The sequence below is a fragment of the Bradyrhizobium sp. WSM2793 genome (genome assembly GCF_000379585.1).
GTDB lineage: Bacteria > Pseudomonadota > Alphaproteobacteria > Rhizobiales > Xanthobacteraceae > Bradyrhizobium.
Map to the genome: position 1 here is coordinate 22,396 of NZ_KB902808.1, position 18,203 is coordinate 40,598.

The window sequence follows — 18,203 nt, forward strand, 5'->3', positions numbered from 1 at the left end:
ATTCCCGGATCAAGGATCGCTTCCAATGACCTCGCCCCTTCGACATTTGACGGAAGCCGGCTTTCTCGGAAAATTCTACATCGACGGAGACTGGCGGAAGCCGATCGGATCAGTCACGGCAGCCGCAATTGTCGTCAACCCGGCGACGGAACAGCCGATCGCCGACGTCGCGCTCGGCGACGACGATGATGTGGACTGCGCGATCGCAGCCGCCAGAGGAGCCTTCGCCGCCTGGTCCATGACACCGCCTGCTCAGAGAGCGGCGCTGCTCGACCGGATGCACGCCTTGCTCCTTGAGCGGCTGGAGCTGTTCGCGCAGGCGCTTACGTGTGAGATGGGAGCTGCGATCACCTATGCGCGCCGCGCTCAGGTGCCGTTGGCCGCCGAGCATATCCGCGTCGCCCACGACAATCTCGCGAATTATCCGTTCATCGCCGCGCGCGGCAGCACCGCGATCATGCGCGAGCCAATCGGCGTCTGCGGCCTCATCACGCCATGGAACTGGCCACTTTATCAGATTACTGCGAAGGTGGCCCCGGCGATTGCGGCCGGTTGCACGGTGGTGTTGAAACCGAGCGAATTATCGCCGCTGAGCGCTTTGCTATTCGCGGAACTGATGGACGATGCCGGTTGCCCACCCGGCGTCTTCAACCTCGTCAATGGGACAGGTCCGATCGTGGGCGCCGCTCTCGCGTCGCATCCGTTGGTCGACATGATCTCGATCACCGGCTCGACGCGCGCCGGCGTTCTCGTCGCGCAAGCGGCAGCGCCCACCGTCAAGCGCGTTGCCCAGGAGCTCGGCGGCAAGTCGCCAAATATCATCTTGCCGGACGCCGATCTCAGCCGTGCTGTTCCGCTTGGCGTCGCCGCCGCGTTCCGCAATCTCGGCCAATCCTGCAGTGCGCCGACGCGCATGCTCGTGCCCCGTTCACGGATCGAGGAGGTCGAGACCTTGGCCGCGGCGGCCGCTTCTGAACTGGTGGTCGGCGATCCCCTTGCGGAAAGCACGACCCATGGTCCGATCGCCAACCGGCCGCAGTTCGAGCGCATCCAGACCATGATCGGCGTCGGACTGGAAGAAGGCGTCAAGCTCGTCATCGGCGGGCGAGGGCGGCCCGACGATCTCCGGACTGGCTTCTATGCGCGGCCGACCATCTTCTCGAACGTCCGTCCCGACATGAGGATCGCGCAGGAGGAGATCTTCGGCCCGGTGCTGTCGATCATTCCCTACGACACCGTGGACGAAGCGATCGCGATCGCCAATGACACCGTCTACGGCCTCGGCGCCCACGTGCAGGGCACTGATATGGAGACGGCGCGAACCGTCGCCGGGCAGATCCAGTCGGGTCAAGTCCATCTCAATTATCCTGACTGGGACCCCAACGCACCTTTCGGCGGCTACAAGCGCTCCGGCAACGGTCGCGAATACGGCATCGAGGGCATGGAGGAGTATCTCGAGACCAAGGCCGTCCTCGGATTTTATCACTCTCGCGCTTGAGCATCTCGTATCGCTCAAACGGCCAGAAAACCGAACATCTTGCGAAGTCCTGGATGATTTCAGCACATTCTACCGAGCGCACGATGCGATGAAGGGCTGATCGGAAACGTTGCTCCCGCATTCTTGGCAGCCGAGGTTCGTTGGACCATGTCGCCTCACGTCGAGCGCATTCACAGCGATGAGCGTCTCCCGGCCGAGGCCGACGTCGTCATCGTCGGCGGCGGCATCCTCGGCTCTACGGCCGCCTATTACCTGGCGAAGCGTGGCCTCTCCGTGGCGCTCCTCGAGAAGGGGCACGTCGCCTGTGAACAATCGAGCCGAAACTGGGGTTGGTGCCGCCAGCAGAACCGCGACCGGCGCGAACTGCCGCTATCGGTGCTCTCCATGCGGCTGTGGGACGAGCTCACGCGCGATATCAATCGGGACCTTGGATTTCGTCGCTGCGGTCTCGTCTATGCGACCCATGACGAGGCTGTGCTCGCGGGCTGGGAAAAGTGGCGCGAGGTCGCCAGGGAGTACGGCGTCGATACCCGCGTGCTGAGCCGGGCCGAGGTGGCCGAGCGCGTCCCCGAAGCGCGCGACAAATGGGTCGGCGGGACCTATTCGGCGCGAGACGGCAAGGCCGAACCTGCGCTCGCCGCACCGGCTATCGCTGAGGGGGCTAGAGTTCTGGGCGCCACGATCCACCAGGGATGCGCCGCGCGGGCGCTCGACTTGGCCAATGGCAGGATTGCGGGCGTGCACACGGAGAAGGGCTACATCAGAACCAGTGCTGTGCTGTGCGCCGCCGGCGCCTGGTCCTCGCGCTTCCTTCGGCCGCTCGGGATCAGTTTCCCCCAAGCGAGCATCCGGCAGACCGCGCTGCGTTCCACGCCGACAATCAACATAGGCGAGGCGGTCTCCACACCCTATTGCACGATTACGCGCCGACTGGACGGCAGCTACACGCTTGCGATCAGCGGCAAGGCGAACCTCGAAATCACGCCCCAGGCCATCCGGTATAGCCGGCAATTCATGCCGCAGTTCTTGCGTCGCCTGAAGAACGTCAGGCTCGGCATCGGCCAATCGTTCGTTTCGGGGCCGGATTCATTGCCGGCGCTGCTGACCAACGACGACCGGATCTTCGAACAGAATCGCGTGCTGGACCCTCCGCCCTTGAAATGGCTGGAGAGCCAAGTGGTGGAGAGTGTCCGGAAAACCTTCCCCCAACTCGGCGAAATAGAGATCGATAGCGCCTGGGGCGGCTTCGTCGATTGCACGCCGGACGCAGTGCCCGTGGTATCGCAGGTGGACGGGGTGGATGGCCTCGTCCTCGCGGCGGGCTGCTCGGGTCACGGCTTCGGTCTGGGCCCGGGGCTCGGCTATCTGGCCGCAGAGCTTGTCGTAAGCGACACGCCTTGCGTCGATCCGACGCCGTTCCGGCTGTCGCGTCTGGTCGATGGTTCCAAGCTGGACATCGCCGCCATCTGAAGATCGAGCCGGACGTCAGGCCCGACGTACCGTGGCGAGCAAAGGACTCGGAGCTGTGCTCGAAGATCCTTATCCCCGTGCGGGACCTGATCGCGATTTAGCAGTCCCTAAGGGGCGTTTCCTCCCCAACTTGAGCCACTCCTTCGGAGTGGCTCTTTCTTCTTTATGGACAAGACGATTTGGCTGATCGAGGTGCATCGGCCGAAGACCCACCGTTTGGAAAGGATCGCCAACTCGCCGGCCGATGGTTCAACGGGCAGACTTCTCTCCCAATGGGCAGACGATCGCGCCAGCGTTCATGATGTCCGCCGGATCAAAGGCGGTCTTGATCCGGCGCATCGCCGCGATGCGCCCGAGATCGCCGTACCGCTCCAGAAGATGCTTCTTGAATCGGCCGACGCCATGCTCCGCGCTGAACGTACCGCCGAGCGCTGCGGCTGTATCGTAGAGTTGCAGAGACAGGCTGCTTTCGATCCGCTTGGTGAACTCGATGCGGTCGACGCCGGCGGGAACGAGCACGTTGTAGTGCAGATTGCCGTCGCCGACATGGCCGTACACGGAGAGCTCAAGGTCGGCGTCGTATGCTCGCACCTGTGAGCCGGCCAGATCTAGGAAGCGCTGAATGGAGGAAAGCGGTACCGAGATATCGTGCTTGACCGACCCGTTCCGGCGCTTCTCGCCCTCGGGGATGGTCTCGCGGAGCCGCCACATCGCGGTCCGCTGCGATTCGCTCTGCGCCAGCAGTGCGTCCTCGATCCATCCGGACTCGATCGCCTCGGCCAGTACGGCTTCCATCAGTTCGTCGAGATCGAGATGACGTGAGGAAGAGGCTAACTCGACGAGGACGGCGCCAGCTGGGCCCGCTCCAAGGGAGCGCGGGTCGGTCATTGCGTCGGTCGCAAGCGCGATGGATCGGGCCGCCATGAATTCGAAAGTGGTCAGCAGGTCCGCGGATTCGCGACGGACCAGAGCGAGAAGCTCGGCGAGCGGCGCGCCGCTCGCGAGCTTCAGCCAGGCAGTCGCGCGGCGGGTCGGCAGGGGCGCGAGACGCAACACTGCGCCCGTAACTATGCCCAGAGTCCCCTCGCTTCCGACGAAGCACTGTTTGACATCGTAGCCGGTATTGTTCTTCCGCAGCTTGCGCATGTCGGAGACCACCGTGCCGTCCGACAGCACCGCCTCAATTCCGAGCAGCAGATCACGCGTCATTCCGTACCTGACGACCGATAGCCCGCCGGCATTCGTCCCGATGTTACCGCCGATCCGGCAACTGCCTTCCGCGCCGAGGCTGAGCGGCAACAGAAGTCCGGTGGCCGCCGCGGCGTCCTGTACGTTCTTCAGGATGGCGCCGGCGTCCACAGAGATGCTCATGGAGACGGGATCGACTTCGCGAATCCTGTCCATCCGCTCGAGGCTCACGATAATCTGGCGTCCGGAAGCGTCCGGTGTCGCACCGCCGCAGTAGCTGGTATTGCCGCCCTGCGGAACGATTCCGATACCATGATGCGCCGCCAGCCGCACGATGTCGGCGACTTGCTTCGTCGTCGCCGGCTTCAGCACGGCAAACGTCGAGCCCGTGGAGAGCTGGCGTTGATCCGTCGTGTAGGTAGCCATCCGCTCCGGGTCGTCAACGACGCCTCCGTCGCCGACAAGGTCGCGAAAGGCCCGAACGTGTACTGACTGGGACATGCTCAGCTCCCAATTGGCATCGGGCCATCTTTGCGCGTTTGTGCCGCATTGGCTGCCGTTGGAGGGTCATTCAGAAGAAACCAATGCTGAATTACTACGATTGTCGGCAGCTTGCGCCGCCGTCGAACACTTTCTCGCGAGGCGTCTGGGACTTGAGAGAAGTAGTCGATGACTTCACGGGTCATCTATCCCTGATGCTTGAAGTGGGGCGTCGCTACCGTAGCCAAGATCGTAGGTTGCTCTGTGCTGAATCGAAAAACGGTACATATTTCAATGGAGGTTGACTGACACTCTCTCCGTGCCGTGGCTCATGGGAAGAGGTGATGGACGAAACCTCCTTGAATTGGCTCCAATTGGACATCGATTGCTGGAGCTAGCTCAAACTTGCCCATGATGGATTGGAGCGAGAGTATAAGTTTTCAATTGGTTAGAGGGCGGCGTGTGCACGACGTGTGCACCGGGAGATCAAGAAAAATCTCATGACAGCCAACGTCGAGGGGGCTTTGTGGTTCAGCCTGCACGCCAAATTCTGGCGGAAGGGAAGGGCAAGTGCTGACCAACAGTCTCAGTCCTGCGGCTGAAGTCCTTTCCACTTCAATCAATGCGGTTGGGCGACTCACGGACTCAATCGAGAGCACTGCCCTCGTTATGACGACGCAGTCGCTAGTCCAGTGCGGTCAGAAGCACCCAACGCCTTGGTCGAAATAGTCACTCCCGCAGGCTTTGACGGCTTGCTCGTCGCTTCGTGCGAACTCTCGGCTCGGTGCGGGACGCTTCGTTATTCTGGGACGTGAGCGTTGTCCGGACGTGCTCGGCAAGCTTCAACGCGCTTTCGGCGTTGGAAGCAAGACGAGAGAGCATTTGGGAGAGCACTCTGAACTCCTCGCGCGTCAACATGCCAAACAGCGCGTCATTCACCGGGCGTTGCAAGGCGGCGAGACGGACCAACAGGTTTATCCCGTGTTCGGTCAGCGTGAGCTGCACGCGCCGCCCGTCGCCCGGGTGAGGGCTTTTTTCGATCAGACCGTCAGACACCAGCTTGTTGATCTCGTTGGTGACGAAGGCACCACTTAGATACAGGCGCTCGGCGACCTGATTGACCCCCATCGGCTTTTCCGCCGTTGAATTCTTGATGGCGATCAGGATCAAATACTGAGTGGGGGACAGGCCAACAAAGCTCGCGAAGATCTCGCGCGCAGCTTCCAGGCTCCGTCCGAATGCAAAGTAGTCGTAGAGGACGCCGCGAAGCGTGCGATCTCCATCCTTGTCGAGCAACTCAGGCTTCGACGTTGTCAACAGCGCATCAAACACTGGCATTCTCTCCGCAAAATCAGAGCGTTGGAAGCTGCCTAAAGAGCACGCATGCGCACTGTCAGCAAGGGTATTGACATTCTAAAGTAGCTTTGTCAGAAAGCTATCTGGGAATTATAAATCAGGACCGGGCGACGAGGCGGTGTCCATGGAGGATCGTGCATTCAGGCGTGCTCTCGGCGAATTCGCCACCGGCGTTGCGGTGGTGACCGCGCGCGGGAGCGGCGAAGAGCTCATTGGCATGACCATGAGCTCGTTCAACTCCGTCTCCCTCGATCCGCCGCTCGTTCTTTTCAGCGTCGACCGCAAGGCGCGCAGCCTGCCTGCGATGCTCGAGGCCAAAGGTTTTGCCGTGAACATCCTGGCGCGCGACCAGGAAAACATCTCCAACCAGTTCGCGCGCGCTCTCTCCAACAAATGGGACCAGGTGAGGACGTCGGTCGGCCATGCCGAGGCACCGCTGATCTCGGGCGCGATGGCGCATTTCGAATGTGCACCGTATGCGGTCTACGAGGGCGGTGACCACGTGATCTTCCTCGTCCGCGTCATCAGGCACGCGAGTCGCGCCGAGGCAGCCGCTCCCCTGATCTTCTTTCGCGGCCGATACCGCGATCTCGTCGATGAAACCGAGCGCGAGCCAACCTGGCCGCTTCCCATTCACTACTAGTTTCGAACCGGAGAAACTGCGATGCGCAGCGCAAAGGAATATCTGTCAGGCCTGAAGGACGGCCGGACCATCTACATCAACGGCGCCTCGGTCGGCGATGTCACGACGCACCATGCCTTTCGCAATCTCGCGAGCTCCATGGCGGGCCTGTTCGACTTTGCGAGCGCTCCGGACAACGCGGAACTGATGACGTTCGACACGGGCGCGGGTCGCGCCAACCGCATCTGGCAGCTTCCAGCCTCCTATGCCGAACTCGTGACGCGACGCAAGGCGCTCGAAGCGTGGGCCTCGCTGCATGCCGGCTTCATGGGACGCGCTCCGGACCACGTGGCGTCCTGCATTTCCGGGCTCTACATGGGCCTCGACGTCTTCAAAGCCTATGATCCGGCCCGCGCCGGCGCGCTCGAGAGCTACTACCGCTACGCCCGCGATCGGGATCTCTATCTTACCTACGTCATCATCAATCCGCAGGCCGATCGTTCGAAAGGCGCGGCCGAACAGGCGGATCCGTTCCTCACCGCCGGCGTCGTCGACCGCGACGCCGAAGGCATCACGATCCGCGGCGCCAAGATGCTCGCCACCGGCGGTGTGGTCGCCGACGAAGTCTTCGTCACGACCATCCAGCCGATGCGTCCCGGCGAAGAGCGCTATGCGATGTCCTTCGCAATTCCGATGAACACGAAGGGCCTCAAGATGCTGTCGCGCAAGTCCTACGAGGATGCCGCGGGTGCCGTGTTCGACAATCCCTTGTCCAGCCGTTTCGACGAGAACGATTCGGTTCTCTATTTCGACGACGTGAAGGTGCCGTGGGACCGGGTCTTCATCGAAGGCAACGTCGAAATGTGCCAGAAGCAGTTTCATGCCACGCCCTGTCACGTCTATCAGAACTATCAGGCGATGGTGCGATTAAGCGTGAAGCTCAAATTCCTGACCGGGCTTGCGCATCGGACCGCCGACATGAACGGCGTCACCCAGTTCCCGCAGGTGCGCGAAATGCTCGGCCAGCTCGCGGCCGAGACCGGCATGGTCGACGCCCTCGTGGCTGCGATGGAGGCCAAGGGCACGCAGGTCGGTCCCTATTTCATCCCGGACCGGCACACGCTCTACTCCGCGCAGGTGCTGACCCAGCAGCTGTACGCGCACATCATCAACACGCTGCGCGAGCTCGCCGGCGGCGGCATGATCATGCTGCCTTCGTCGGTTGAGGACTTCGACAACCCCGAGATCGCGGCCCTCATCGGCAAGACCCAGCAGTCGCCGAAGGCCAATTCGCATGACCGCGTGAAGTTCTACAAGCTCGCCTGGGATGCCGTGGGCTCCGAGTTCGGCTCGCGCCATCAGCAATACGAGATGTTCTACGCCGGCGCGACCTTCGTCACCAAAGGCCATTCCTATCGCACCTACGACTGGGCCGGCGCCGACCGGCTGGTGCAGACCATGCTCGATTCCTACGACCTCAACGGCGTCTCGCCCGCCAGCAAAGCCGCCTGATCCGAAGGAGACAACCCATGCCCGTCAACAAGAAGCACGACGAATTCCATACGCTCGATATGACCACTGGCTGGGAAGTGCCGGCGGGATATCCGTCCGGCATCCAGCAGAAGATCATCTCTGGCGGACTGGACGAGGAGAACCGGCGCGGGACGCGGACGCGGCTGCTCCGCTTCGCGCCGGGGGTCTACACGACCGCGCCGTTCTCGCACGAATATTGGGAAGAGGTCTATCTCGTCTCGGGCGATTTGATCGTCGGCAACGATGCGAACGGCGAGGGCGGCAAGAGCTTCCCTCCGAACACCTATGCCTGCCGGCCGCCGCACGCTCCGCATGGCCCGTTCAAGTCCGTGAACGGCTGCCTGCTTCTGGAGATGCACTATTTCGATCCGGTGTGATCCGGATCGCTGCCGCACAACATCATTCGACCAGCACAGGGGAAGAGAAGTCATGATGTCTAGAGGTATCTCTGCCGTAGTTGCGCGTTGCCTGTCGTCACTTGAAGGGCTCTTCAGGCTGGATCGCGGTGGGCCGCAGAGCAAAGTCCGATGGGCGGTGGACGGACTTGCCGGGGCGCTCGCGCTCGGTGTGGTGGCCGCGACGCCGGTCGCTGCGCAGGACAAGCCGAGCGCGTTGGGACTGGGCATCTTCACGTTCACGTCGGGGCCTGCCGCAGCCTACGGCATGCCGGGCAAGAACGCCGCCGACCTCATGATCGACGAGATCAATGCAAAGGGCGGCATCGGTGGCGTGCCGGTCAGCGCGACCTATGTCGACGAAACCCAGGGCGCGCAGGGTGTGATCGCGGAATATCGCCGGCTCGCCGGGGACGCGAAGAACCAGGTCATGATCGCGGCCTTGTCGAGCGCGAACTGCCTCGCGCTGGCGCCGCTCGCCGAGCAGCTCGAGGTCCCCACCGTGGGCTGGAACTGCGATACCCATCAGCTGCTGATGGACGGCAAGAGCAAATATGTGTTTCGCCCGAACGGCAACACGGTGCCGGAATTCATCGCCTACGCGATCTACCTGCTGGACCGCAAACCCGATGTGAAGACGGTTGCGATCATCAATCCGGACTATGCGTTCGGGCATGACGCAGCCAAAATCTTCACCGCGGCGCTGAAAGCCCTGAAGCCGGACGTCGAGATTGTCGCCGAGCTCTATCCGAAGCTGGGCTCGCCGAACTATCAGACCGAGATTTCTCGCCTCGCCACCGCGCGCCCGGACGTCGTCTTCTCAAACCTCTGGGGCGCCGATCTCGAGAACTTCGTTCGTCAGGCCGCACCGCGTGGGATATTCACCTCCAGTCAGGTGATCCTGGCGCTCGGCGAGACCGTGCTGCAGCGCGTGCCGTTGCCTGATGGGGTGATCGTCGGTGTTCTCGGCGATGGCTGGTGGATGTCGCCGGACGCCAAGAAGAAGCCGGAAACGGTGAAGTTTGCCGAAGCCTACAAGGCTCGCTTCGGCGAGTATCCGGTGTTCCCGTCGATCAAGATGGCCAACACGCTGATCTACGTGAAGGCGGCCTATGAGGCCGCGATGCAGAAGAACGGCGGTAAATGGCCGACGCGTGCCGAGCTCGCCGATGCCATGAAGGGCAGCAAGGTCGAGACCTTGACCGGCACCGCGCAGACGCGGGCCGACAATGACGGCCTCGTCGACCAGATCGTCGGCGTGACCGTGAAGACGTCGGGGCAGCAGTTTCCCGTCATCGCCGACATGGTCCGCTACAAGGGCGACAGCCTGATGCCGCAGGCGGGTCAAGATCCGCTGGCCTGGATTGCGACACTCAAGCCCGAGTTCGCCAAGCGCCTGCCGAAGCCGGGAAGCTACAAATAGGCCGGGATGACGTTCACCTGATTTCGATGACGGAAGGCATAGGCCGATGTTGAATGCAGTCATCCCCTTGCTGTTGGACAGCCTAGCAAGCGCCGCGTTGATCTTCTTCGCGGCGGTCGGCCTGACTCTCGTGTTCAGCGTCCTGCGCGTCCTCAACGTCGCCCATGGCAGCCTGTATTCGATTGGTGGCTATGTCGCGGCCTCGATCTGCCTGTTCATTGCGAGCCGGCAGCTCAATCCGTACTTGTCCTTCGCGGCACTTTTGTTCAGCGCCGCATGCGTTGCGGCGATATTCGGTCCGCTGATCGAGCGCGGCTTGGTCCGCTGGACTTACGGAAAATCGGAGGCGGTGCAGATCCTGATCACGTTCGGACTGTTCCTCATCCTGGAGGATCTCCAGCGCGTGATCTTCGGCGTGCAGTCCTTCTACGAAGACGCGCCGATGCGGCTGCTCGGCACCACCTCAATCGGCGGCGTCGTCTATCTCAACTACCAGATCCTCCTGATTGGGATGGCGTTCCTCGTCGTGATCGGCCTGAGGCTCCTGATCAACCACACCCGGCTGGGGCGCCTGGTCACGGCCGTCGTGACCGATCGCGAGATGGCGCAGTCGATCGGCATCGACACTAACAGGATCTTCATCCTGGCGTTTTCGCTCGGCGTGTTCCTGGCAGCATTGGGCGGCGCGTTGGCCACGCCGACCTCAGGCATCGCGCCGGGCCTCGGCGCTGACACCATGGTGCTCGCCTTTGCGGTTGCAGCGATAGGCGGTCTCGGACAGATCGAAGGAGCCGCATTGGCCTCCCTGATCGTGGGCCTGGCACGCGTGCTGGCGATCTATCTGGCCCCCTCGCTGGATGCCGTCGCGCCCTATGCAGCCATGCTTGTCGTTCTCCTGATCCGTCCCTACGGCCTGTTCGGATCGATGACGGCGCGGAGGATATGATGCGAACGATCACTGCCGCCGCGGCGGTCCTCGTCCTCGCACTGTTGCCTGTGGCCGCGCCCTGGCTTCAATTCGTCCTCACTCTGGCGATCGCCAAGGGCTTTGCGGCACTCGGCGTCGCCGTGCTGCTCCGCGCCGGGCTGATCTCGATAGGACACGCGATGTTCTTTGCCGCCAGCGCCTATGCGGTCGCGTTCCTGGCGCGCGCAGGGGTCAACGACCTTGGCCTGTTGCTGATCCTGTCGGTGCTGAGCGGGGCGCTCGTTGGCGCCATTGCAGGATCGTTTCTCGTCCGCTATCGCGCGATCTTCTTCGCGATGTTGAACCTCGCGGTCTCCATGGTGTTCTACGCGCTGTGCGCGAAGCTCTACGGCGTCACCGGCGGGACCGACGGCATGGCGGTGCCGATCCCGGCGGTTTTCGGGATCGTGCTTGGCGAGCCGGCGTTCAAGAGCGTGCTGTTCTATCTCAGCCTGGGGCTGATGGTGCTCGTCGGTCTGGCCGTGCAGCGCTACCTGAACAGCCCGCTCGGTCACGCGCTCTCGGCCGTCCACACCAACGAAATCCGGCTCGAATATCTGGGCATTCCGGTTTGGGCGGTTCTGCTGATCGCCTATGTCGTCTCGGCGGCGCTCGCCGGCCTTGGCGGCGCGATCGCCGGGTTTGCGATCGGTCGCGTGGTCCCGGACTTCGCGTTCTGGACCGCATCCGGCCACCTCGTGCTGATCGCCGTGCTCGGCGGCATCGGTGGCGTGCCGGGCGCATTCATCGGTGCCCTGTTCCTGGAACTGCTGCACAGCGCCGCGGTCACCGTCACCGATTCCTGGAATTTGATCGTGGGCATGACACTGATCATCGTGATCATGTTCATGCCGCAAGGGGTCTATGGATTGTTCGCGCGCAAGGAGGCGACGAGCCTATGACCCGTCCCATCCTGGAAGCCAGGGGCCTTCACGTCTCATTCAACGGCGTCAAGGCCGCCGACGATGTCAGCATCGCGATCCATGACGGCGAGTTCCTCGCGATCATCGGTCCGAACGGATCTGGCAAGACGACGCTGCTCAACATCTGCACGGGCTACATCCGCCCCAAATCGGGCAGCGTGCTGCTCGACGGCGACGACATCACCCGTCTGTCGCCGCGCGCCATCGCGCGCCGCGGCGTCGCCCGCGCATTCCAGATCCCGCAACTCTTCTCCGCACAGCGTGTGATCGACAACATGATGCTGGCGCTGGCGGCAACCGATGGTCTGTGGAGCGCGGTGCAGCCGCTCGAAACCGCGAGACGGCGCGACGAGGCGAGGGCGCTGCTCGACCTGGTCGGACTTGCCGACGATGCCGACCGGATCAGCAGCACGCTTCCCGAAGGGCATCGCAAGCTGCTGGATATCGCGGTCGCGCTGGCGCTCAAGCCCCGGCTGCTCCTGCTCGACGAGCCAACCAGCGGGGTGAGCGCTCTCGAACGCTTCCCGCTCATGGAGGCGCTCATGAGCGCTCTGCGCCAGCGCCGCATCACCGCATTGTTCGTGGAGCACGACATGGATGTGGTCGCGCGCTACGCGAGCCGCGTCCTGGTCTGGAACGCCGGCAACATCATGGCCGAGGGACGGCCCGACGAGGTGTTCAGCAATGCGCAGGTGCGCCAGCGTGTCGTAGGGGTGGCCTGATGCTCGGTCTCGACAAGGTCAGCGTCTCGATCGAGGGCGTCCGTGTGCTGCGCGGCGTCAGTTGCGAGATCATCGCGCGCAAGACGACGGTGCTGATCGGGCGCAATGGCGCCGGCAAGACCACGACGCTGCGCGCAATCATGGGCCTCATCGCGATGGACCAAGGCTCTGTCCGCCTCGATGCTGACGATCTCGGCAGCAGGCCTGCCTACACCCGCGCCCGCGCCGGGATCGGTTATGCGCCGGAGGACCGGCGCCTGATTCCGGAGTTGAGTGTGGAGGAGAACATCCGCCTCCCGGCCCTGGCGCTGAAGCTCGACCGCGCCGAGATCGCGCGCAGGCTCGACGAGATCTACCAGCTGTTGCCCGAATTGCACGTGATGCGGTCCCGGCCGGCCGGCGGCGTTTCCGGAGGGCAGGGCAAGATGGTCGCGCTGGGGCGCGCGCTGACGGTCGCACGCAAGGTTCTGCTGCTCGACGAGCCGTTCCAAGGTCTGGCACCGGCCCTCGCGCTCGACTATGCGCGAACGCTCGGCGAATTGCGAAAGTATCGGCCCGAACTCGCCATGCTGATTACGGAATCGTCGCCCGCGCTGCTCGACCGGATCGCCGACACGACGCTGCAGATCGAGCGCGGCGAAATCCTGACGACCTCGACCAAGGATAGGGAATTCCATGTTGCTGCAATTTGACCGCCTCGCAATGGACAGGGCCGACCATGTCGGGATAGACATCGACTCCCTCGTCATTGCCGGCTGGGCGGGCAGGGATGCCGCGGCGATCGAGCACCATATCGAGGAGCTGGCTGCGCTGGGCATTCCGCGCCCCTCGACGACACCGCTCTACTACCGCGTCGCGGCGCAAACATTGACCCAGCAAAGCCGGCTGACCGTCCTCGGCCCCGACAGTTCCGGCGAGGTCGAACCCGTCATCGTCGCCATGGCTGACGGGCTCTGGGTCGGCGTCGGCTCCGACCATACCGATCGCAAGGCCGAAGCGTCGGGCATCGCCCTTTCGAAGCAGCTCTGCGGCAAGCCGGTCGGCCCGCAGCTCTGGTCATATGCCGATGTCGAGGGGCACTGGGATGAGCTGATCCTTCACTCGTGGGCGACGATTGACGGAAAACGGGTGCTCTACCAGGACAGCCCGGTGTCCTCGCTCAGGACGCCGCGCGATCTCATTCGTCGCTACACCGGCACGGACATGCTACCAGCCGGCACGCTGATGTTCTGCGGTACGCCGGGCGCGATCGGCGGCATTCGGCCGGGGACGCGCTTCGAGATGGAGCTGAAGGATCCGATCCTTAACCGCTCGTTGACGCATGGTTACGATGTCGACGTACTTCCAGTCGTCTCCTGAACGTTCTGCTCGGCGCGTGTCATGACAGCAACAAAGGATCCATCGCACCCTTCGGCCGTCGCGCGGCTGGAGGCGGCACTTGCGCGGATCGGTTCGCCGGAAGCGAAGGACGTCTTCACGGCGGTCTTCGCAGACAGCTCCCGGTGGGAGGCCGAGGCCGCGGATCGGCGCGCCGCTGCCGGAACGCCTCGCGGTCCGCTCGATGGCCGCATCGTTTCGGTGAAGGCGTTGTTCGACGTTGCCGGCACGGTCACGAGTTCAGGATCGGCCGTGCTGCGCAGTCTGGCGCCGGTCGTTGAGGACGCTGAAGTCGTGAAACGGCTGCGGGCTGCAGGTGCCATCGTCATCGGCAAAACCCAGATGACGGAGTTTGCCTTCTCCGCGCTCGGCACGAACCCGCATGATGGAACGCCAGGCAACCCGCGAGATTGCGCACGCGCTCCAGGAGGGTCGTCATCGGGCGCAGTGGTGTCGGTGATCGAAGGTATGGCAGACATCGCTATCGGGAGCGATACCGGCGGCTCGATTCGAATTCCTGCCTCGCTGTCAGGTGCGGTCGGTTTCAAGCCAACCAGTGGATTCGTGCCGACCTCGGGCGCGTTCTCGCTGTCATCAACCCTCGACACGATCGGCCCGATCGCCTCGAACGTCGAAGATTGTTTCCTCACTGATCAGGTGCTTTCGGGGGAAGGCACGCCATCGCGGCTCAGGGGAGCCTCTCCTGGCACTTTCCGCCTCATCGTTGCTCGCGGACGCTTGTTTCATGGCTGCGAGCCAGATGTGCTCGGCGCGTTCGAGAATGCCATGGAGCGGCTCCGAAAGGGCGGATTGCAGATCAAGGACGGATCGATCGAGAGCGCACTCCATGATGTCGCTGAGATAGACAAGATCGGCACGTTCCCCTCCATCGAGGTCGGTGCGACGCTGCGCAGTCTAGGGCTCCAGGAACTCGACGGTGTCGATCCCCGAACGCGCGTTCGTATCGAAGCAGGGGCCGGCGTCCTCGCCTCGGACTATGTCCGCATGGTGCGGATCCGGCAGGCCGCAATCCGTTCCTTTGAACAGTGCTTCGGCACCAACGAGGTTTTCGTCCTGCCGACGGCGCCAATCCGAGCGCCGCTTCTTTCCTCTCTTACGGCGGATGCGGCATTCCATGAGCTCAATGGCCTCGTGCTGCGCAATCCGCGCGTCGCTAACTTGCTCGACTGTCCGTCGATCTCGCTGCCGTTGCCGGTCGACGCCCTTCCCATCGGGCTGATGCTTGTCGGTCGCAGGAATGCGGACAGGCGCCTGCTCGAGATTGCATCGTGCATCGAAGCAACACTACGTTCGCCGTTGTAGTGCGAACAAAGAACTTTCGGCTCTCTGGTCGTGAGCAATGCCATCCAAACGTGGGGGCAGTGATTTCGTCAACGCGTTGATTCTGATCGGAGCGGTCTTCCTTGGCGGAGTGATGAATGCTCTTGCGCGTGGGGCGACATTGCTAACCTCTCCGGCAATGCTCTGGACTGGCTTGCCGCCTGTGGTCGCCACCGCTTCGAACGCCCTAGCGGCTTCTCCAGGGCACACCGTGGCGGCAATAGCCACGTGCTCGATGCTTTCATTAAACTGGTTGGACCGGTGCGGCAAGTCTACGCGCGTCTCAGCCCGCGCGAGACCGCAGGAGGACGTGCTGGCCACACTATAAGTGTGTTGGCCAGTGCATTACATTCAATGACGACCGGTCAGCCGGCAACTTGGTTAAAAGCCTGTGTGTGCACGACGTGTGCACCGGGAGATCAAGAATATTCTTGCAACAGCCAATGTAAGAGGCGTGACGAAGCGGGTGGAGCGGGATCGGGTCGGCAGACATGGATGACCAAATGCGGGGGGCTGAGGCAGGTAGCAAGTGCCCAATGAGCAGTGCCATATCCACCAATCACCACGATGGACAGCTCCACGGACCAACCAAGAGCACTAGCTCTTCGAGCGTGGGTTGGTGCGCTCCCCGCTAGGCATATTCGGGACAAATCCTTGGAAAATACCGATTGAGAGATGCGCGCCGATTTCCCTGCGCTATCACACGTCCCTCCTGTCGTCCGGGCCGGAGATCCCGCTCCGTCATGCCCGCCGTCTAGACGATCAGTGGCGAATACCCGGCACGCTCATCTTCTGTCCGGCATTTTGTGCCGCCAAGTAGAGTTCGAGGTCGCCATATTCGCTTGCATCCGGCGGAAGATCATCGGCCCAGATAGCCACCTGGCACCACTGAAAACGCTTGCGAATGTCCCAGATCGATTGCTGGCTGGTACGCCATGTCGGGAAGTGATCGAGCTGCCCGCGCAGATCGCCAAGCCACTGTCCGCGAATCCACTTCTGCGCGCTCTTGTCCGCGCTGTGGCAGTCGGCGCAGGAGAAATTCAAGGCGCCGATCTTCCGCATGCTCAAGGCTTTGCCGCGTTCGTAGGCGATCTTTGCCGGCTCACTCTCGACGTCGACAGCGATCGACGAGCCATTGGCGAGGTAGCGCAGATAGGTTGACAGCGCCGTATTCTCTTCGCTTTGCATCAGCCACTGGTGTCCAGTTGTGGCCTTCGCGTGACGTGTGACGAATTCCTCGATCCCAAGAACTTTGCCAAGCCTTGCTTCCCACTTTGGCATCGCGGCAGCCCAGGTCTTGAAAGCCTGATCGGGAGTGGCGTGACACGAGGTGCAGGCGGCACCTGTAGGTCCCATCGCTTTCCACAGCGCGGGTGCGCGCTCCTCTACAGCCCACATCGCTGGATTGATCATCGCATCGAGATTGTCGCGCTGCTCGGTGGGAATCGGGCGTCGGCTGGGGTCATCAAGCGCGGACTTGAATGGAGCAGACTTGGTCAACGTCTTGAGGAAAGCGACGATATCGCCAATCTCGCTGTTGCTCAGAAGCCCATGCGTGCCCCAGGGCGGCATAACGGTATCGGGGTTATAGACCCGCGCATCGTTGATATAATTGAATAGCCATTCATCGTCCCGCCCCGCATTGCCCATCTCGGAAAGGTCCGGCCCGACATTGCCTGGCAGATCCGTGCCGCCGGCCGGTCCCATCACATGGCATGCGATGCACGAGCCGCCGCGTGTGCGGTCTGCCACCAGCTTTTGACCGGCGGCGGGATTGCCGGTCAAAGGCGCGGTGATCTTGCGCGGCGCCTCGGGCCGAGGCGGCGACACAATTGCCGTCAGGGAATTGAACTTTGAGGTACCGCGCGTTGGCCAGCCGCTATATCGCACCCAAGGCCGCGCCGCCGCAGGACCATCGACTGCGAGAGGTGCCAGCCGTTCGGCCGGCGCGGCGCTCCCGCCTTTTGTGAAAATGATCGCAAGTCCCATGAGGGCGCATATCACTGTGCCCGCGAAAATCAGTGTTCGGACGGTAAACATCATCAGGAATATATGTCCTTGGACGAGTAACGAAGTGACACTCGGGCGTTAAGTGACGGCAATCGTCTCCGAGGCGTTGATCGTCGTGCCGTCGTCGTCAACCCAGGTGAAGCTGAAGACCCCGCTCTGGTCGATCTTCACTGAAAACTGGAGATACGGATTGGCGGCAACCGCGGGCTCGAGGTCGCACGCGAATACTGGTTTGCCGTTGAAGGTGCACGTGAAGCGATTGATGATCTTGCGCGGAACAAGACCTCCGCTCTGATCCAGCCGCAGGCCGTTTTCCATCACATGCGCGACGAGGGTCTTGATCTGAATGACCTCGCCCTTTCGTGCCTCTTTGGGGAGTTTGATCCGAGGCGGCTTTTCGGTCATGACGATCTCCTGAAACGCTGTAAACTCAGCCGCCGCAGCCGCCGATGGTGACCTTGACCTGTCGTTGCGCGATCAAGAATCGGCCGGCGTTTGTCTTGGCCACGATGCTAACGGTTTGCGTCCCTGCCAGGCGAATGCGGGTGGCCACGGCAGCGCGTCCGCTCAGGGGGGTGAGGTGGAAGCTGGCGACTCGCGGCCAGGGATTCGCGTCGGCGAGGACAAGAACGTCCGTCACGTTGTCCTCAGCCGTCATCGGACTTTCGATGTCGATCGCAAGTGGAATCGCGTTACCGTTCTCAGCGATCTCCGGCAGGTCGAGAGTGATCTTGCCTGGTTCAAGAGCAGCGCCGCCGACGAATTTCGCGATTTCGGCGGCAGCGTCGGCTGGCGCCGAATAGGCTGGGGTTGCCGCACCAACCAGCGTTAGTGCGGTGGCTTGGGCAACGAGCGCGAGCGATTCGCGCCTTGAGACAGGTCTCATCCGTAGCTCCTT

At 62.6% G+C, this 18,203-nt stretch carries 17 protein-coding genes; 12 read left to right on the forward strand and 5 right to left on the reverse strand.

Annotation, left to right across the window (positions count from 1 at the left end):
- Positions 1 to 25 precede the first annotated feature (25 nt).
- Entirely contained in the window at positions 26 to 1,498 is a 1,473-nt protein-coding gene (locus A3AS_RS0133175) for an aldehyde dehydrogenase family protein (RefSeq protein ID WP_026202621.1), read from the forward strand.
- Positions 1,499 to 1,645: 147 nt separating this feature from the next.
- Positions 1,646 to 2,968 (forward strand): FAD-binding oxidoreductase, encoded by a 1,323-nt coding sequence (locus tag A3AS_RS0133180; protein WP_018321796.1) that lies wholly within the window; start codon positions 1,646 to 1,648, stop codon positions 2,966 to 2,968.
- Positions 2,969 to 3,217: 249 nt separating this feature from the next.
- Here the strand turns inward: A3AS_RS0133180 and A3AS_RS0133185 are convergent, their stop codons facing one another.
- Positions 3,218 to 4,657, reverse strand: a complete 1,440-nt coding sequence (locus A3AS_RS0133185) for an FAD-binding oxidoreductase (RefSeq protein WP_049815057.1) — start codon at positions 4,655 to 4,657, stop codon at positions 3,218 to 3,220.
- Positions 4,658 to 5,365: 708 nt separating this feature from the next.
- Positions 5,366 to 5,974, reverse strand: a complete 609-nt coding sequence (locus A3AS_RS0133190) for a MarR family winged helix-turn-helix transcriptional regulator (RefSeq protein WP_018321798.1) — start codon at positions 5,972 to 5,974, stop codon at positions 5,366 to 5,368.
- Positions 5,975 to 6,116: 142 nt separating this feature from the next.
- Here A3AS_RS0133190 and A3AS_RS0133195 point away from each other — a divergent pair, with 142 nt between their 5' ends.
- From A3AS_RS0133195 to A3AS_RS0133240, 10 genes are all read left to right on the forward strand, one after another.
- Entirely contained in the window at positions 6,117 to 6,635 is a 519-nt protein-coding gene (locus tag A3AS_RS0133195; RefSeq protein WP_018321799.1) for a flavin reductase family protein, read from the forward strand.
- Between the two features lie 21 nt (positions 6,636 to 6,656).
- Positions 6,657 to 8,126, forward strand: coding sequence for a 4-hydroxyphenylacetate 3-hydroxylase family protein (locus A3AS_RS0133200; RefSeq protein WP_018321800.1), 1,470 nt, complete (start codon positions 6,657 to 6,659; stop codon positions 8,124 to 8,126).
- A 17-nt stretch (positions 8,127 to 8,143) separates the two neighbouring features.
- A complete protein-coding gene (locus A3AS_RS0133205; RefSeq protein ID WP_018321801.1) occupies positions 8,144 to 8,524 on the forward strand; it encodes a hypothetical protein in 381 nt (126 codons plus the stop codon).
- A gap of 157 nt (positions 8,525 to 8,681) precedes the next feature.
- Positions 8,682 to 9,965, forward strand: a complete 1,284-nt coding sequence (locus A3AS_RS0133210) for an ABC transporter substrate-binding protein (protein ID WP_018321802.1) — start codon at positions 8,682 to 8,684, stop codon at positions 9,963 to 9,965.
- A gap of 46 nt (positions 9,966 to 10,011) precedes the next feature.
- Entirely contained in the window at positions 10,012 to 10,911 is a 900-nt protein-coding gene (locus A3AS_RS0133215) for a branched-chain amino acid ABC transporter permease (protein ID WP_018321803.1), read from the forward strand.
- On the forward strand, positions 10,911 to 11,834 hold the full coding sequence (locus A3AS_RS0133220) for a branched-chain amino acid ABC transporter permease (RefSeq protein WP_026202622.1): 924 nt from the start codon (positions 10,911 to 10,913) through the stop codon (positions 11,832 to 11,834). Before A3AS_RS0133215 ends, A3AS_RS0133220 begins: the two co-directional genes overlap by 1 nt.
- Complete coding sequence (locus tag A3AS_RS0133225) at positions 11,831 to 12,577, forward strand: ABC transporter ATP-binding protein (protein WP_018321805.1); 747 nt, start codon at positions 11,831 to 11,833, stop codon at positions 12,575 to 12,577. Before A3AS_RS0133220 ends, A3AS_RS0133225 begins: the two co-directional genes overlap by 4 nt.
- A complete protein-coding gene (locus A3AS_RS0133230; protein WP_018321806.1) occupies positions 12,577 to 13,269 on the forward strand; it encodes an ABC transporter ATP-binding protein in 693 nt (230 codons plus the stop codon). Before A3AS_RS0133225 ends, A3AS_RS0133230 begins: the two co-directional genes overlap by 1 nt.
- Positions 13,253 to 13,936 (forward strand): DUF2848 domain-containing protein, encoded by a 684-nt coding sequence (locus tag A3AS_RS0133235; RefSeq protein WP_049815058.1) that lies wholly within the window; start codon positions 13,253 to 13,255, stop codon positions 13,934 to 13,936. The genes A3AS_RS0133230 and A3AS_RS0133235 overlap by 17 nt, the downstream gene beginning before the upstream one ends.
- Positions 13,937 to 13,957: 21 nt before the next feature.
- Complete coding sequence (locus tag A3AS_RS0133240) at positions 13,958 to 15,277, forward strand: amidase family protein (RefSeq protein ID WP_018321808.1); 1,320 nt, start codon at positions 13,958 to 13,960, stop codon at positions 15,275 to 15,277.
- A gap of 780 nt (positions 15,278 to 16,057) precedes the next feature.
- Here the strand turns inward: A3AS_RS0133240 and soxA are convergent.
- Genes soxA through soxY form a run of 3 tightly spaced genes read right to left on the reverse strand, consistent with a single transcriptional unit; the run spans position 16,058 to position 18,191 of the window.
- On the reverse strand, positions 16,058 to 17,338 hold the full coding sequence (gene soxA / locus A3AS_RS0133245; RefSeq protein ID WP_157644454.1) for a sulfur oxidation c-type cytochrome SoxA: 1,281 nt from the start codon (positions 17,336 to 17,338) through the stop codon (positions 16,058 to 16,060).
- Positions 17,339 to 17,383: 45 nt separating this feature from the next.
- Positions 17,384 to 17,710 carry a thiosulfate oxidation carrier complex protein SoxZ gene (soxZ, locus tag A3AS_RS0133250; RefSeq protein WP_018321810.1) on the reverse strand — a complete coding sequence of 109 codons (327 nt, stop codon included), beginning with the start codon at positions 17,708 to 17,710 and terminating at the stop codon, positions 17,384 to 17,386.
- 25 nt (positions 17,711 to 17,735) lie between these two features.
- Entirely contained in the window at positions 17,736 to 18,191 is a 456-nt protein-coding gene (gene soxY, locus A3AS_RS0133255) for a thiosulfate oxidation carrier protein SoxY (RefSeq protein WP_018321811.1), read from the reverse strand.
- Positions 18,192 to 18,203: the final 12 nt, after the last annotated feature.

Excerpts from the sequence above, each read along its gene's own strand:
- A3AS_RS0133225 (WP_018321805.1), top strand. The coding sequence starts at position 11,831 with ATGACCCGTCCCATCCTGGAAGCCAGGGGCCTTCACGTCTCATTCAAC.
- A3AS_RS0133185 (WP_049815057.1), bottom strand. The coding sequence starts at position 4,657 with ATGTCCCAGTCAGTACACGTTCGGGCCTTTCGCGACCTTGTCGGCGAC.
- A3AS_RS0133220 (WP_026202622.1), top strand. The coding sequence starts at position 10,911 with ATGCGAACGATCACTGCCGCCGCGGCGGTCCTCGTCCTCGCACTGTTG.
- A3AS_RS0133180 (WP_018321796.1), top strand. The coding sequence starts at position 1,646 with ATGTCGCCTCACGTCGAGCGCATTCACAGCGATGAGCGTCTCCCGGCC.
- A3AS_RS0133200 (WP_018321800.1), top strand. The coding sequence starts at position 6,657 with ATGCGCAGCGCAAAGGAATATCTGTCAGGCCTGAAGGACGGCCGGACC.
- soxY (WP_018321811.1), bottom strand. The coding sequence starts at position 18,191 with ATGAGACCTGTCTCAAGGCGCGAATCGCTCGCGCTCGTTGCCCAAGCC.
- A3AS_RS0133195 (WP_018321799.1), top strand. The coding sequence starts at position 6,117 with ATGGAGGATCGTGCATTCAGGCGTGCTCTCGGCGAATTCGCCACCGGC.
- A3AS_RS0133175 (WP_026202621.1), top strand. The coding sequence starts at position 26 with ATGACCTCGCCCCTTCGACATTTGACGGAAGCCGGCTTTCTCGGAAAA.
- A3AS_RS0133215 (WP_018321803.1), top strand. The coding sequence starts at position 10,012 with ATGTTGAATGCAGTCATCCCCTTGCTGTTGGACAGCCTAGCAAGCGCC.
- A3AS_RS0133230 (WP_018321806.1), top strand. The coding sequence starts at position 12,577 with ATGCTCGGTCTCGACAAGGTCAGCGTCTCGATCGAGGGCGTCCGTGTG.
- A3AS_RS0133240 (WP_018321808.1), top strand. The coding sequence starts at position 13,958 with ATGACAGCAACAAAGGATCCATCGCACCCTTCGGCCGTCGCGCGGCTG.
- soxA (WP_157644454.1), bottom strand. The coding sequence starts at position 17,338 with ATGATGTTTACCGTCCGAACACTGATTTTCGCGGGCACAGTGATATGC.
- A3AS_RS0133205 (WP_018321801.1), top strand. The coding sequence starts at position 8,144 with ATGCCCGTCAACAAGAAGCACGACGAATTCCATACGCTCGATATGACC.
- A3AS_RS0133190 (WP_018321798.1), bottom strand. The coding sequence starts at position 5,974 with ATGCCAGTGTTTGATGCGCTGTTGACAACGTCGAAGCCTGAGTTGCTC.
- A3AS_RS0133235 (WP_049815058.1), top strand. The coding sequence starts at position 13,253 with ATGTTGCTGCAATTTGACCGCCTCGCAATGGACAGGGCCGACCATGTC.
- soxZ (WP_018321810.1), bottom strand. The coding sequence starts at position 17,710 with ATGACCGAAAAGCCGCCTCGGATCAAACTCCCCAAAGAGGCACGAAAG.